The 14,811-nt window shown below is 41.4% G+C and carries 12 protein-coding genes and 1 pseudogene; 7 read left to right on the top strand and 6 right to left on the bottom strand.

Going from position 1 to position 14,811, the window contains the following annotated elements:
- Window positions 1-66 precede the first annotated feature (66 nt).
- From AC21OG_RS06925 to AC21OG_RS06910, 4 genes are all read left to right on the top strand, one after another.
- Window positions 67-510, top strand: a complete 444-nt coding sequence (locus tag AC21OG_RS06925) for a hypothetical protein (RefSeq protein ID WP_487377954.1) — start codon at window positions 67-69, stop codon at window positions 508-510.
- 384 nt (window positions 511-894) lie between these two features.
- Entirely contained in the window at window positions 895-1,695 is an 801-nt protein-coding gene (locus AC21OG_RS06920) for an SDR family NAD(P)-dependent oxidoreductase (protein WP_487377955.1), read from the top strand.
- A 576-nt stretch (window positions 1,696-2,271) separates the two neighbouring features.
- On the top strand, window positions 2,272-2,817 hold the full coding sequence (locus AC21OG_RS06915) for a ferritin (RefSeq protein WP_486547547.1): 546 nt from the start codon (window positions 2,272-2,274) through the stop codon (window positions 2,815-2,817).
- Between the two features lie 84 nt (window positions 2,818-2,901).
- Entirely contained in the window at window positions 2,902-3,114 is a 213-nt protein-coding gene (locus tag AC21OG_RS06910; RefSeq protein ID WP_487377956.1) for a hypothetical protein, read from the top strand.
- Between the two features lie 244 nt (window positions 3,115-3,358).
- Here the strand turns inward: AC21OG_RS06910 and hemH are convergent, their stop codons facing one another.
- Window positions 3,359-4,378: a ferrochelatase gene (gene hemH, locus AC21OG_RS06905; RefSeq protein WP_487377957.1), complete on the bottom strand. Its 1,020-nt coding sequence runs from the start codon at window positions 4,376-4,378 to the stop codon at window positions 3,359-3,361.
- Between the two features lie 787 nt (window positions 4,379-5,165).
- On the opposite strand from hemH, the pseudogene metX reads away from it, so the two are divergent.
- From metX to AC21OG_RS06890, 3 genes and pseudogenes are all read left to right on the top strand, one after another.
- A pseudogene (gene metX / locus AC21OG_RS06900) lies at window positions 5,166-6,275 on the top strand (homoserine O-succinyltransferase MetX); the annotation flags it as partial.
- 185 nt (window positions 6,276-6,460) lie between these two features.
- Complete coding sequence (metW, locus tag AC21OG_RS06895; protein WP_487377958.1) at window positions 6,461-7,081, top strand: methionine biosynthesis protein MetW; 621 nt, start codon at window positions 6,461-6,463, stop codon at window positions 7,079-7,081.
- A 517-nt stretch (window positions 7,082-7,598) separates the two neighbouring features.
- Window positions 7,599-8,180 carry a tetratricopeptide repeat protein gene (locus AC21OG_RS06890; RefSeq protein ID WP_486547551.1) on the top strand — a complete coding sequence of 194 codons (582 nt, stop codon included), beginning with the start codon at window positions 7,599-7,601 and terminating at the stop codon, window positions 8,178-8,180.
- A gap of 130 nt (window positions 8,181-8,310) precedes the next feature.
- Here AC21OG_RS06890 and AC21OG_RS06885 read toward each other — a convergent pair whose 3' ends face one another.
- The 5 genes from AC21OG_RS06885 to AC21OG_RS06865 all read right to left on the bottom strand — a co-directional run bounded on the left by AC21OG_RS06885 (window position 8,311) and on the right by AC21OG_RS06865 (window position 14,393).
- Entirely contained in the window at window positions 8,311-9,498 is a 1,188-nt protein-coding gene (locus tag AC21OG_RS06885; RefSeq protein ID WP_487377959.1) for an isovaleryl-CoA dehydrogenase, read from the bottom strand.
- Between the two features lie 183 nt (window positions 9,499-9,681).
- Window positions 9,682-10,593, bottom strand: a complete 912-nt coding sequence (locus AC21OG_RS06880; protein WP_486547553.1) for a hydroxymethylglutaryl-CoA lyase — start codon at window positions 10,591-10,593, stop codon at window positions 9,682-9,684.
- Window positions 10,594-10,779: 186 nt separating this feature from the next.
- Window positions 10,780-12,957, bottom strand: coding sequence for an acetyl/propionyl/methylcrotonyl-CoA carboxylase subunit alpha (locus AC21OG_RS06875; protein WP_487377960.1), 2,178 nt, complete (start codon window positions 12,955-12,957; stop codon window positions 10,780-10,782).
- A gap of 149 nt (window positions 12,958-13,106) precedes the next feature.
- Window positions 13,107-13,586, bottom strand: a complete 480-nt coding sequence (locus AC21OG_RS06870; RefSeq protein WP_487377961.1) for a GFA family protein — start codon at window positions 13,584-13,586, stop codon at window positions 13,107-13,109.
- A gap of 24 nt (window positions 13,587-13,610) precedes the next feature.
- Window positions 13,611-14,393 carry an enoyl-CoA hydratase/isomerase family protein gene (locus AC21OG_RS06865; RefSeq protein ID WP_487377962.1) on the bottom strand — a complete coding sequence of 261 codons (783 nt, stop codon included), beginning with the start codon at window positions 14,391-14,393 and terminating at the stop codon, window positions 13,611-13,613.
- Between the last annotated feature and the right edge of the window lie 418 nt (window positions 14,394-14,811).

Below are 14,811 nucleotides of genomic sequence, written 5' to 3'. Positions count from 1 at the left end.
TATAGCGCTCTTGAGTTCCTTGAAGCTTTTATCTTATTAGTATGTTTAATACCTTGTGCCCGTTATATGTCAAAAAGTCAGCTTACAATAGGCCGACGTTTTTGGCTTGCTTCAGTGCTGATTTTCTTTTCCGCCATTCGCAGAGAGTTAAGCTTTTTGCCTGAGTTATTTATCCCTGATGGTTTTGTTTTTTTCAATCATAACTATGATTGGTGGGAAGACAGTGTTCTTCTTATCATCATACTGGTTGCATTAGCGGCCCTGATCTATGGTTGGCGCTATTTGTGGGCTGTTTTAAAAGGAGTGTCTAAACCTCTTTACATCATCGTTGGCACATTGGTGATTATTCAATATCTAGCGGAGCATTCTATTGGCTTTAGTCATAGTATCGGCAGTGTGGTAGAGGAAGTCGCTGAGGGGATAATTTATCTGATTGCCTTAGTATATTTATGGCGTTTTCCACTAAAGGAATTTGATAAACAGTTAGCGTCAGATTTAAATATCAGCTAATTTCTCGAGGCAGTATAAGTCATATGAGGTGAGCTGAAATCCTTTAGAAATATAGTCAGCGAACTACTAAACGGTTACAGTGTTAACCTCGTTAAGCCTACTTTAGTAGTACTTGCACTCGGTTGCCGTGTAACCATTTTAGACTTCTTTGACTATAAAATCATTGCTATGACTACGTAGTGAATAATGATACAGACCCTACGATAAAAACTACATTGTATACTTTGATATCATTTTAAATTTTGTGCATTATAGGTGTATATAATAAGACTTACGTACTGTTATGTTGCGTTGATTTTGAAGAGCTCTAAATCACTTTAAAGTCTTAGGTAAGTAAAATCCGCCTACAATGACTATCTTGACCTATAATTTGTAAGGACACTCATGATGACAAAATTAACGATATTAATTACTGGTGCCTCTCGCGGTATCGGTCTTACCACAGCGAAGAAACTGGCTTCTAAAGGCCATAATGTTGGACTCTTTGACATTGATGTTTCTGAACTAGAATCTGCCCTAAAAGACAGAGCTTTTAAAAAGGCTATTAGCTCTAACTCAATTACTCATGGCAATTTAGATGTGACCAATCCAGAAGATTGGGACAGCGCCATAGCAGAAATGAATGATAAGTTCGGTAGCATTGATGTACTGATTAATAATGCAGGTATTTTGGTGTCTGGTAACTTGGGCGATACTGACCTAAATGCGCAGTTAAAGTTGGTTGATATTAACTGCAAAGGGGTATTAATTGGTTGTCATAAAGTTGCCTCGCAAATGACAGGTAGGCAGCATGAAAAAATTATTAATCTATCTTCCGCTTCTGCCATTTATGGACAACCAGAAATTGCTCCCTACTCTGCCAGTAAGTTCTTTGTTCGTGGTTTAACTGAAGCTTTGAATATTGAATATGAGCCTCAAGGCATCAAAGTCGTCGATGTCATGCCATTATGGGTACAGACTGATATGACCAAAGGGGTGAAGGTGACCAGTATTGATCGGTTGGGACTTAATTTAACGCCAAAAGATGTGGCAAAAGTCCTTTATAAATTGGCAATAACACCCAATGGAAAGCTGAATAAAACGCACTACCCTGTGGGCATGCCAGCGAAAGTCCTGAACTCATTAGCTCAGTTATCGCCAAGTGTGTCACTTAATCGCTTGGTTAATAAAATAGTTGGCGCATAATCTGTCAATACTCAGCTATTTTTAGGTTTGAACTCTTTTTCAAGTTCCAGAATAAAAATTTAAATCCTGAATAGAAAAAGCTGGCCTTGCGCCAGCTTTTTCTATTCAACTGATTAAGCTCACCTGATTAAGTTTAACCTTTCTAAGTTTGACTTGAGTCTGTATTGTAGATTTTTACCACTAGCCTTTTAAATGAACGATATGCAAATTCTTACCTTCCGTGCCTGCTCCAATCAAATGTTACATCTGTTAACGTCACTCACATAATATGCACAACTCATAACTGAGCTTAACGCTTAATATGCGACAATTTGAATATAATTGAATAAGAAACTTTTTCTAATCTGTGAGTCTTTAATGTTTTAAAAAATAATGTTTTAAACAAAATGCTTTAAGGTTTTAAATAAAAAGTAGTGATTCTTATGGTAGGTTTTGATGACTCTTTCAATTGTCTTACACTATTCTTTTAATAATCCTTTCTGTTAATAAACATTAATCTTGATAAGCTTATTATTTAAGTGTTTTTAGTTATTTTGTTTTAGTTATAAAGTTAATTTTTCTAATTTTAAGGAGTGAATGATGAATGACAAACGACTTTCAGACAGTATGGAGCAGGCTCTTAACGATCAGATGAATAACGAAGCAGCCCAAGCTCAAGCATATTTAGCGCTAGGTATATGGGCAGATTCTAACAATTATGCTGGGATTGCTGAGTTCTTTTATAAGCACTCAGAAGAAGAACGTCAGCATATGTTTAAGTTTTTAGAATATATCCAGACCCGGGGCGGAGAGGCTAAGATTGGTTCTATACCTGCCCCAAGAGATAATCCTGTCGATTTAGAATCCTGCATTGAAGATGTCTGGCAACATGAACTTCAAAATTCACAAAAGATTTACGATCTTGTCGATAAAGCATTTGAAGAACGCGACTGGCCTACCTTTAACTTCTTACAGTGGTTTGTGAAAGAGCAAATCGAAGAAGAGGCACTGATTGATGAGCTACGTGATAAGTTTGCTCTAGCTTCTGAAAGCAAAGATAATAATGCTAACTTCTATTCATTAGACCGTGATATGGCTAATGCATCACAAGAAGCTGAGTTACCTCGCGATCAAAGTCTGTAAATGTAATATAAGGTACTTTAAGCTATCACAGATAGCTTTTACATAGTGTTAATACAGATGATTAATCCAAACAAGGAATGAGTTATGAAAGACCCTTTAGATAATGCCGTTGATATTGACTCTGTCGATGCTGACACTAATTCGCATCAAGGATTAACGCCAATGCATCGTCAGAATATTGATGAGTCTCGTGTAGATGAAGTATTAGTTGATGATGCTTTAGAAGATACGGATTATCCAGATATTCGTGATATTGCCGATGATGATGCGGTTACCCGAAGCTTTGATGACGAGTAAACCTCGTTATTATTAAGTTTAGTTATCATTAAAACAGCTATCATTAAAACAGCTATCATTAAATCCAGTTCTCGTTAAGTGTGCATGCCGCTAAATTAACGCAAAAAGAGCACTTCTACCATTTGATAGAAGTGCTCTTTTCTTAATACCTGTAAGTTTGAAACGACTGCAGTTTGAATTAATAACAGCCTGAAATAAGCCATTAAACCGATGGGTTAAGAGCTATTAACTTGAGAAGGTTGCTTTAAACCCATCCTTTTAGAGTCGCTACCCACCCTTCTACTAGGGGCTTCGCTAATGCCTCAATCAAGTCAATATGAGCTTCATCATCATTTAAAGCAGGTATATAATGATATTCTTGACCGCCCGCATTGATAAAATTATCACGATTTTCCATCGCAAGCTCTTCTAAAGTCTCTAGACAGTCTGCAGAAAATGCGGGACTCACCACTTGTACAGAGCGCACGCCAGCTTTGCCCCACTCTTCAAGCGTCACATCTGTATAAGGCTTAACCCATTCTTGTTTTCCAAAGCGTGACTGGAAGCTGATAATCCACTCATCGTCATTGAGCCCAAGCTCATGGGCCACCTGTGCCGCTGTACACTTACAGCGTTTAGGGTAAGGATCGCCCTTATCGGCGTAGGGCTGAGGAATGCCATGGAAGCTAAACATGAGCTTATCAGGCTTACCATGTACCGCTTGAAAACGCTGTATGGACTCTACCAAAGCCTTTATATAAAGCGGGTGAGCAAAGTAGTCTTTGACAATAGTATAGCTTGGTAGGTTTCGCTGTTTTAGCGACCACTTGCTCACCGCATCATATACAGCGCCACCAGAAGTGGCTGAGTATTGTGGAAAGAGTGGCAGGATAACAAAATGATCAACACCTTCACTACGCAGCTTATCCATCACATCTGGCAGTCCAGGATTCCCATAAGTCATCGCAGGGTGTACGCTAACCTCAAACGGTGCCATGCTACCCGTCAATCGTGCTTTTAGTTTGTCTACCTGTAGGTTAAGTATTTTACGGATTGGAGAGTCGCCATCCCAAACACTTGCATAGGCTTTTGCCACGCGCTTAGGACGGGATGGCAGCACGAACAAATTTAGGATAATGGCCCATAAAAATTGCGGTATTTCAATCACTCTTGGATCAGACAAAAACTGCTTTAGGTAACGACGAACGGCTGGTGCGGTTGGCTCATCGGGTGTACCAAGATTGACCAGTAATACAGCAATACGGGGGGGCTTAGTTGGTTTCATAACGAAGGGTATATCCTTGATGGCTTACTTATTGACTTATCTTATCAACTGACCTAGAGGCTTTCTTATTGGTTTTTTAATTAGTGGCTGTCATAAAGGCATTATCGATAATTTTTGCGACGTTTTAATAAGGGTTTTTGAACAAAAGCCAAATAATTTAAATCATAAACTTCACGCTATAATGCTACCATAGCTAGGTGAGCTTATTTATTGAACTTATTTATTAAGCTTATTTATTGAATTGGCTTGCACGCTTCAGACTTATTTTCAAACTTCAGTATTATTTGAACGTTTTAGCGCTTAGCAATAAAGGCTATCATTTTATAGATACCCTAAGCGATTCATTTTAAAAACAGCGCCTAGTGTAGCATTTTTTAAGGGCACATTACTAAGGCTACAGGTACTATAAACCCATAGTCTAACTCAAAAGCTACTATTGTCTAGCAGGTTATTGTAGGGCAATAAGTAGTAACTTTTTTGAAAATGAACCTATCATGTAAAATATGAGACTGTATAACCCAATGCAGGCTAGGTGGGTTAGTCAAAGAAAGGTCCTTTTTCAGCCTAGGTATAAGTTGTACTTCATCTGAGTTACCCCTACAATAACCCTAATATAGACGGTAACAATAATATATATGGTGTGATGACACCTTTTGGCTAAAAACCGTCACCCCTCTCAAGCGAGAATCGACTTTTAAACATCTTTATTGAGGTAATTTTGAGCATCCATTCAACAGCGACAGATCCCAAGTTTGCCAATTCTGTGGGTATCGTTATCCCGCAAAGAATGCATTTTGATACGCCATTAACTCTAGAGTGCAATCGTACCCTGCCAGAGTTTGATTTAGTTTATGAAACCTATGGCGCGTTAAACGCCGACAAATCTAATGCGGTACTGATTTGTCATGCGTTATCAGGAAGCCATCACGCCGCAGGTTGGTACAGTGAAGAGGACACTAAGCCTGGATGGTGGGACAATATGATTGGTCCCGGTAAAGCAATAGATACCAACCGCTATTATGTGGTGTGTCTTAATAATATTGGCAGTTGTCACGGCTCAACGGGACCAACCACACCGGTACCTAAATCCAGTGAAGATGGTACGCCTGGCGCCCCGTATGGACCAGATTTCCCGTTAATTACCATCAAAGACTGGGTAAAGACTCAAGCCATGCTCTCTGATCGCTTAGGTATTGATATTTGGCATGCCGTGGTTGGGGGATCGATGGGTGGTATGCAAGCCCTACAATGGTCAGTAGATTATCCTGATCGATTAAGACGCAGTGTCATTATTGCCAGCACTCCGAAGCTGTCTGCCCAAAACATTGCCTTTAATGAAGTAGCTCGTCAATCGATATTATCCGACCCTGAGTTTAATAAAGGACGCTACTTAGAAGCAGGCACTTATCCTCGCCGTGGTTTAATTTTGGCACGTATGGTTGGGCACATCACCTACTTAACAGACGAGGCAATGAAGTCTAAATTTGGTCGTGACTTAAAGTCTGGTAAATTTATGTATGGCTATGATGTTGAGTTTCAGGTTGAAAGCTATTTGCGCTATCAAGGTGAACGCTTTAGCAAAAACTTCGATGCCAATACTTATCTTCTGATGACCAAAGCGTTGGATTATTTTGATCCGACTCGTGGCTATGTTGATGATGAGGATATCTCTGATTTAGATGCGTTAAAAATTACCTTAGCACATACCCAGTGTCAGTTTTTGGTGATCTCTTTTACGACAGACTGGCGTTTTGCGCCTGCCCGCTCTCAAGAAATAGTGGATGCATTAATGGCCAATGATAAACCAGTCAGCTATGTCAACATTGACGCCCCGCATGGTCATGATTCTTTCTTATTCGATATTCCTCGTTATATGACAGCGGTCAAAGGATTTTTAAACTCTCCTTTTCTAGGTAGTGAGTCGTCAAGTAGCGGGTCTATATCTAGTGAAACGTTAAGTAGCGTCAATATAAACCCTAAATCACCTTATAGCGATAATACTCATAGCACCTCCAAAGAGCCTCTAAAAACATCGGTTAAGCAAACCCTTCACGCTGAAAAGACCGTTAAGGAGCGACTATCATGAGAATAGATCATGAATTAGCCAAACAGTGGATTACCCCGCACTCCCGTGTCCTTGACTTGGGGTGTGGGGATGGATCATTACTTGAACATATGCAACACAGCTTAGGCGTCACAGGCTATGGTCTTGAACTTGATGAAGATAAAATCAATGAAGGGATTGCCAAAGGATTGAATATCATCGAGCAAGACCTCAATGATGGATTGGCTCGATTCGCGGATAATAGCTTTGATACAGTGGTGATGGCACGGGCGCTGCAAGCGGTTAAAGCACCAGATACTCTATTATTGGATATGCTTCGTGTGGGACGTGAAGCTGTCATTACCTTCCCTAACTTTGCTCATTGGCAAAACCGTCTACACTTAGGTCTAAAGGGCTTGATGCCTGTGTCGGAAGCCCTCCCTTATGACTGGTACAATACCCCTAATATCCATCTGTGTACGTTTAAAGACTTTGAAAAGCTGTGTGCAGACAATGACATCCATATTATCAATCGCTTCGCGGTCACTGACTCAGGCTTTGCTTCAAGAAGCCATCTACCCTTTGTGACCTCTATTATTCGAAAAGCGCCGAATCTTTTGGCAGATGTGGCAATCTACCGAGTCACTAAAAATAGGTAAACTTAATATAGGGTCCACTTAAATCCATAGACAAGGATATATGGGATTGTATTAACATTTGGCTTTAACAACACTAACGTTTAGCTCTCTTTTAAATGGTTCAAACATCTATTCCTATCTGTTAACTATTTAAGACAATATCGTAAGCATCTATTCCAACACTTTAATAAAAAAGAAAGACTTTGTTGCTCAAAAATTGCTGGTATTACTTTGTTACAACTGAATGCAGTAATTTAGCGATAGAAACATTTTTCTAAGCTAATTGTGTGCTTTAGGGGTTTGAAATTCGTGATTTCGGGTGTTAAGCTATGTAAATCTTGTCGGATATATGTGATCGGCGATATCAATTATATAGCTTAACTGTGAAGTTTTAGTAATCCTAATTAATCGTAATACTGTATAATTTCATTTATTATTAATACTTTAACTAAATAATGCTTGTTCAAACTACGCTTATTTAATGTTCATTCGTTTAATTAAAGTTTGTTTAACCCCAGTCAATTTTTGGATACACCCTATGAAATTAATTAAAGCCACTCTTTTTACTGCCTTATTAGCCACTACCGGTATTGCCCAAGCTGAATTGACAGCAAACGTTCCTTTAGACGTGTCTCGCTTTGAGATGATGGACATCAATGAGTTAACGACTCGTGCCACTCAGGGCAGTGACCATGCTCAGTTTTACTTAGCGAAGCGTTATCAAAAAGGAATGGGCGTTGCTAAGAACCCATTAAAAGCAATCGAATGGTATACCCGTGCCGCTAACCAAAATGTGACCCCTGCGCAATTAAACCTTGGCATCATGTATGCCCGTGGTGAAGGCGTTGCAGTCAATGAGCAACAAGCTCGTTATTGGCTAGAGCGAGCGGCAAAACGCGGCGATAACCGTGCCAGCTATACGCTTGCCCTAATTGATGAAAAGCAGCATAAGCTTGTTGATGCCTACAAATGGTATGAGCTATCGGCGCGTGATGGCATGTTAAATGATGAAGTTCGTACTAAAGCGCGTGGTAAAATCGGACAATTAGCGCTTAACTTATCTAGCTCTGATGTGGCTTCTGCCCGAAATCAAGCAGATAGTTGGTTCCAAAGTGAGTAAGCCTAAAAAACCCTTATATGTATAAAAAAAACCCAGCAAATAAGCTGGGTTTTTTGTGTCATAATTATACTATATGTAAACCTAATCCTCTCATAGGAACTAAGACTAAACACGAGATTTAATTAAACGCTTACTTAGTCTCGTTAAATAACTCACGTCCAATCAGCATACGGCGAATTTCACTGGTGCCAGCACCAATTTCGTACAGCTTGGCATCCCGCCATAAACGGCCCAATGGATATTCATTGGTATAACCATTACCACCAAAGATTTGAATGCCTTCTCCTGCCATCCATGTGGCTTTTTCAGCACACCATAAGATGACGCTAGCACAATCTTTACGAATCTCACGGCTGTGTCCTTCACCGCGACTATCTAGTAAGTCTAAGTTTTTACCAACGGTATAAAGGAAACTACGTCCCGCTTGTAAAACAGTATACATATCAGCCACTTTACCTTGGATAAGTTGAAACTCACCGATAGGCTGTCCAAACTGCTGACGATCATGGATATAAGGAATGACATTATCCATTACCGCTTGCATGATGCCAATTGGTCCCGCTGCCAATACCGCACGCTCATAATCAAGACCACTCATCAACACTTTAACGCCGTTATTAAGACCGCCTAAGATATTTTCTTCTGGGACAAATACATTTTTAAAGATCATCTCACCAGTATGGCTACCACGCATACCCAGTTTGTCTAATTTCTGAGCAGTACCAAAGCCTTCCATGCCTTTTTCAACTAAGAAAGCGGTGATCCCTTTTGCACCAAGATCAGGATTGGTTTTGGCATAGACCACCATCACATCGGCATCTGGACCATTAGTAATCCACATCTTAGTACCGTTTAAGACATAACCACCGTCTTTGGCTTCAGCACGTAGCTTCATGCTGGTGACATCGGAGCCTGCCCCCGGCTCGCTCATAGCCAGCGCACCCACAAACTCGCCTGAGATTAATTTTGGTAAAAACGTCTGCTTTTGATCGTCATTACCATTACGCTTAATTTGGTTAATACACAAGTTTGAGTGGGCGCCATAGCTTAGACCCACAGAGGCTGACGCTCTGCTAATCTCTTCCATCGCCACCATATGTGCAACATACCCCATATCAGCACCGCCATATTGTTCAGGGACGGTAATGCCATGCAGACCAAGCTCACCCATCTTCTGCCATAAGTCCATCGGAAACGCATCGTTGCTATCAATCTCAGCAGCACGTGGCATAATTTCTTTTTCAGCGAAGCTTCTGACTGAATCACGAAGTGCTTGAATGTCTTCGCCCAATTGAAAATCTAATCCTAGTAAACTCATAACTATCCTTTTTAATTAAAATAAACGGTTTAAAATGAACTTTATAAAAAGACACGGTATAAAAAATTAACTGTATAAAAACGTACTTGTTAAAATAAAATTATTAAAATGTACTTATATACATGAACTTATTAAAATGTACTTATTAAATAGTAAGGTCTGACTGTCTAGCGTCTTGACAGATTAACGACTAAGCAGCGCAGTGGCGACCTTTGAGCCGTTTTTACGACCTAGAAAGTCACTAATACGTTGACCCACTACGCTTAGTTTATCTAAATCAATACCCGTCTCGATACCCAAACCTTGAAGCATATAGACCACATCTTCTGTGGCCACATTACCGGTTGCGCCTTTGGCGTATGGACAGCCGCCTAAGCCTGCGACAGAGGTATCATACTGAGCCACACCCAGCTCTAGTGAAGTCAGAATATTGGCCAATGCTTGTCCATAGGTATCATGGAAATGACCCGATATATCCTTTACATCGATATATTGCATCGCAGCTTTCAAGGCATTTTGCACCTTAATGGGCGTACCCACACCGATGGTATCTGCCACGCCAATATGCTCTGCCCCGATCTCAACCATTTTTTTGGTGACATAAGCCACTTGACTCGGCGCAATGTCACCTTCATAAGGACAGCCGACAGTACATGAAATAACACCGCGTACTTTTATACCGGCCTCTTTTGCCGCCGCCGCCACTGGGGCAAAACGGTCAATGCTTTCATCGATACTACAGTTTATATTTTTTTGACTAAAGGTTTCGCTGGCAGAGCCAAAGATGACCACTTCATCGGGAGCAAACGTCAGCGCATTTTCAAAGCCACGCATGTTTGGGGTTAACACTGAGTAAATGACATCTTTATGACGGGCATTAGCCTCATTAATCAGTTGCATCAGCTCACTATTATCCCCCATTTGGGGTACCCATTTAGGAGACACAAAGCTAGTGGCTTCCAGCTTTTTAACACCCGCGTCTATCAAGCCTTCAATTAGCTCATATTTAATATTAGTGGGTACGGTTTGTTTTTCATTTTGTAGCCCGTCTCGAGGACTGACATCCACAATCTTTACTTTATCGGGGTAATTCATCTGTGTCACTCTTGTTTTAAATCTCAAATTGTAAGTATAAAGGGTCTATTAATTGACGATTTACTGTTATAACAAACCTATAAACCAAACTATCTAGGAAGGCGAGTGCAAACGCTACACATAGTAGGTTCAGTGAGCCTGACCGAATCTAACAAGAATAGGTTATTTTGTAGAAAAGGTATTATATTATTCAGTATCTAATCGCAGTAGCTCATCACCATCCGCTACCAAATCACCTGGAGCAAATAACAGTTCAGCGACCACGCCATCCGCTGGCGCATTAATCGTGTGCTCAATTTTCATGGCCTCGATCACCGCCAATGCCTGACCTTGCTTGACACGATCACCTTCTGCCACTCTAAATGCCACAACCTGACCTGGCATGGGTGATTTTAAACTACCCACTGCCTGAGTATCACTGTCAACATGCGCCATGGCATCGATTAAGGTGATGCTACCACTGCCCTCGTGACAAAATACGTACACTTTTTCGCCTTCTACCCAGCTTTGCGCCTTGATTCTTTGACCATTAACCCATAGCACATAGCTATTGTTATCAGTCACGGTGTACAAGATACGACCGCTATATAGCAAGTCGCTACGCGGGGTATGATCACTCCCAAGCTGTGACTCTATAGGCTGCGGTTGATTAACGTCTTCATCCGCGGCTAATTGACGAATACGCAGCTCAAAGCAGTTACTATTTGCCTCTTTGGCTAGATTATCCGCTTGATTATGGCCATTATCACAGCCACTGATTACGGCCACATAGCCCTGAGCATCCTCCCCTTGATTCAGCACTAAATTAAACTGTCGTTGATATTCACTAAATCCACGCCAGCCACTAAGTTTGGTAAAAGGGTCGTGGCAAGGAGCGTGGCTTTGATGCGTCATAGCGCGCACTGACGCTTGCTCTTCTGTTAATTTATTAATAATCGCAGTCGCAACTAACATCTCAAGCGACAGAGGCTGCTGATGAAACAACACCTCTTTTTCACGCTCAATTAAGGCAGTATCAAGCTTAGCCTGACTAAAAGAATCCGTGGCCAACACATGACGCAAAAAGGCCACGTTATTCGGTAATCCGACAATACGCGTTTGTGCTAAGGCTTGGTCTAACTTTGCCAAAGCCTGCTCACGGGTTGGTGCATGGACGATGAGCTTAGCGATCATTGAGTCATAGAAAGGACTGATCACATCGCCCTCTTCTACCCCATCATCTACCCGCACTGTGCCAACACTAAACTTTGTATGTGTAGGCTTACGATAGGTCAATAAGCTACCGGTCGCGGGTAAAAAGTCATTGTCAGGGTTCTCAGCACAAATACGCGCCTCAATGGCATGACCGTTTATGAGCAAATCTTGTTGACGCACAGGCAGCTCACCTCCTGCCGCTACTACTAGTTGCCACTCGACCAAATCCATCCCTGTAATGGCTTCTGTTACTGGGTGCTCCACCTGTAAACGGGTATTCATCTCCATAAAGTAGAAATTCATCTCAACGTCGCCGTTATCAGAAGGACGCTGCTCTACAATAAACTCAACCGTACCTGCTCCGACATAGTTTACCGCACGTGCTGCGTTAATTGCTGCGGTACCCATCGCCTCGCGCATTGCCTCATCAACATTTGGTGCGGGCGCTTCTTCCAATACTTTTTGATGTCGTCGCTGTACGGAACAATCACGCTCAAATAAGTGCACATAATTGCCATGACTGTCACCAAATACTTGAATCTCAATATGGCGGGGATTTAGCGCATACTTTTCGATCAATACCGCATCGTTACCAAAGCTGGTGGTTGCCTCTCGTCGGCAGGAATCGAGTAAACTGATAAAGTCTTCTCGACGCTCAACCAATCGCATACCTTTACCGCCGCCGCCAGAGCTGGCTTTAATCAATAACGGATAGCCAATGCGATCCGCTTCCTTAAGTAAAAACTCGGGATCTTGGTTGTTGCCATGATAGCCTGGGATTAAGGGAACGCCTGCTGTCTCCATCAATTGCTTTGACTCAGACTTCAGCCCCATTGCCGTAATCGCCTCGGCAGAAGGGCCTATAAAGACAATACCTGCATCCTGACACGCTTGCGCAAAAGCAGCATTTTCACTCAAAAACCCATAGCCTGGATGAATCGCTTGTGCCCCAGTATCCTTTGCAATTTGGATTAGTGCATCGCCTTTGAGATAGCTGTCTTTCGGTGACGAACCTCCTAAATATACAGCCTCATCACAGACGCTGACGTGCTTTGCAAAGCGATCCGCGTCAGAATATACCGCTACCGTGCGGATACCCATTTTTTTGGCGGTGGCTGCCACACGGCAAGCGATTTCTCCACGGTTTGCGATTAGTATTTTTGAGAACATGACTTTCCTTATCGTTTAATCTATATAAATGCAAAATTAGTATTATTCTTATGCTGATACTGATACTGATACTGATGTTAATAATAGGGTCTGTTGAATGGTTTGGTTTTTGCCTATATCTTCTTTGCATAAACCTAGAGTTATATCACTTATGAGAGAATCTTTAGTAGATATTTCAAGTCAGGTAATGCTTCAAATTTTTCAGGCTTTGTCTTCGACTCAGAATTTGACTTCGACTCTGACTCTGATTCTGATGCTAGATCAATCTGATGCCAACTCGACTTGCTGCTTAAGCATAAGTGAGCAACCACTTCTACAGAGGTTTGCTGATTATCTAACTCAAGTAGGCCAACAGGTATCCAGTAGTACTGATTGGCGAATAAATTAGGCACAGGACAGCCACAGTTGCCACAAAAGTGTGCGCTAAACCCTGTCTCTTTCCGCCATGTTTTTATATGTCCCTTTTTCACCCATTTAAAATCAGCTATTGGAATGATAGTTGCCGAATTAGAGCTGGAACCTGTTTGCTTTTTACATAACGAACAATGGCATTGATAAATTTTCAACGGGTTGGTCTCAATATCGCATGCAAATTCCGTATCGCCGCACAAACATTTACCATGAATCATAGTATGCTCTTTAGTGTCTAATGTTTAAGTTGCCAGCCAATTTGGCTTACGCTTTTGTAAGAAGGACTGCACGCCCTCTTTGCCCTCAATAGAGGCTCTAATATCGGCAATACCCTCGACAGTATGCTCAATAAGCGCATCATCGATTGTCTCACCTGCCACACTTTGCAACAGCTGTTTGCACACCTTAACGGCATTAGGGCTATTGTTGCTTAGCTTTTTGGCAATCGTTGCAACGGTGCTATCCAATTCATCAGCAGGCACACACTCATGAATCATGCCGATACGATGTGCCTCTTGAGCATCAAATACTTCTGCGCTTAGAAAATAACGGTGCGCCGCTCTGGCACCCATGGCTCTTATCACATAAGGGCTGATGGTCGCTGGGGCTAACCCTAAACGCACTTCACTTAAGCAAAAGTTAGCCGTTTGCACAGCGATCGCAATATCACAGACGCAGATGAGTCCAATTCCACCTGCATAAACGTCACCTTGTATCGCTGCAATGGTGGGTTTTGGACACTCGTAAATAACCTTTAACATCTGCGCTAACTTATCCGCATCGGCAAGGTTTTCTTCACGGCTATAATCTGCCATCGCACGCATCCAGTTTAGATCTGCTCCTGCACAAAAAGCTTTACCCTCAGCGGCTAGCACAATAGCTCGCACCTGATCATCTTTCCCTAATAAAATAAAGGCATCATGCAATTCAGCAATCACTTCATCATTAAACGCATTACGTTTGTCTGGGCGACTTAGCGTCACCGTAGCGATATGGTTCTCTTTTGTTAACGTTAAGGTTTGCATCGAGTGTCCTTTTTTTAATGCCCTTTTATATATCTTGTCAGTAATACCTAATGAGTTTACCTTTATTAGGACTTACGCAAAAATATGATTTCAAATCTTTATAAACGACTGGTCATTATTTTTGCAGCAGCTTCGCACTATCTTTAGATAATTCAAAAATGACTGCCTGTCGCCACATCATTTTGGTATGCGTAAGTACTCTTTATAATAAGTTTCTTTATGACGCCTTTAATCTTAATCCTTGCCTATAAGTTCTAACTCATCTACAACCAAGTTTTTGTCTACTACCATTTGTCATAGAATGAGCAATGCACGCACACCAATAACACTGCTATCTTAAAGATGCATAAAACGCACCCTACAGACTACAGATTAAATTCTCAATTTAGGTTTAACCCTGTGAGAATAACCATCCGTA

The sequence above is a fragment of the Psychrobacter sp. CX5 genome, assembly GCF_057621535.2.
This window is presented reverse-complemented; position numbering and strand designations above follow the sequence as displayed.

Excerpts from the sequence above, each read along its gene's own strand:
- AC21OG_RS06915 (WP_486547547.1), top strand. The coding sequence starts at position 2,272 with ATGATGAATGACAAACGACTTTCAGACAGTATGGAGCAGGCTCTTAAC.
- AC21OG_RS06885 (WP_487377959.1), bottom strand. The coding sequence starts at position 9,498 with ATGAGTTTACTAGGATTAGATTTTCAATTGGGCGAAGACATTCAAGCA.
- AC21OG_RS06865 (WP_487377962.1), bottom strand. The coding sequence starts at position 14,393 with ATGCAAACCTTAACGTTAACAAAAGAGAACCATATCGCTACGGTGACG.
- hemH (WP_487377957.1), bottom strand. The coding sequence starts at position 4,378 with ATGAAACCAACTAAGCCCCCCCGTATTGCTGTATTACTGGTCAATCTT.
- AC21OG_RS06925 (WP_487377954.1), top strand. The coding sequence starts at position 67 with ATGTCAAAAAGTCAGCTTACAATAGGCCGACGTTTTTGGCTTGCTTCA.
- AC21OG_RS06870 (WP_487377961.1), bottom strand. The coding sequence starts at position 13,586 with ATGATTCATGGTAAATGTTTGTGCGGCGATACGGAATTTGCATGCGAT.
- metW (WP_487377958.1), top strand. The coding sequence starts at position 6,461 with ATGAGAATAGATCATGAATTAGCCAAACAGTGGATTACCCCGCACTCC.
- AC21OG_RS06880 (WP_486547553.1), bottom strand. The coding sequence starts at position 10,593 with ATGAATTACCCCGATAAAGTAAAGATTGTGGATGTCAGTCCTCGAGAC.
- AC21OG_RS06875 (WP_487377960.1), bottom strand. The coding sequence starts at position 12,957 with ATGTTCTCAAAAATACTAATCGCAAACCGTGGAGAAATCGCTTGCCGT.
- AC21OG_RS06920 (WP_487377955.1), top strand. The coding sequence starts at position 895 with ATGATGACAAAATTAACGATATTAATTACTGGTGCCTCTCGCGGTATC.
- AC21OG_RS06910 (WP_487377956.1), top strand. The coding sequence starts at position 2,902 with ATGAAAGACCCTTTAGATAATGCCGTTGATATTGACTCTGTCGATGCT.
- AC21OG_RS06890 (WP_486547551.1), top strand. The coding sequence starts at position 7,599 with ATGAAATTAATTAAAGCCACTCTTTTTACTGCCTTATTAGCCACTACC.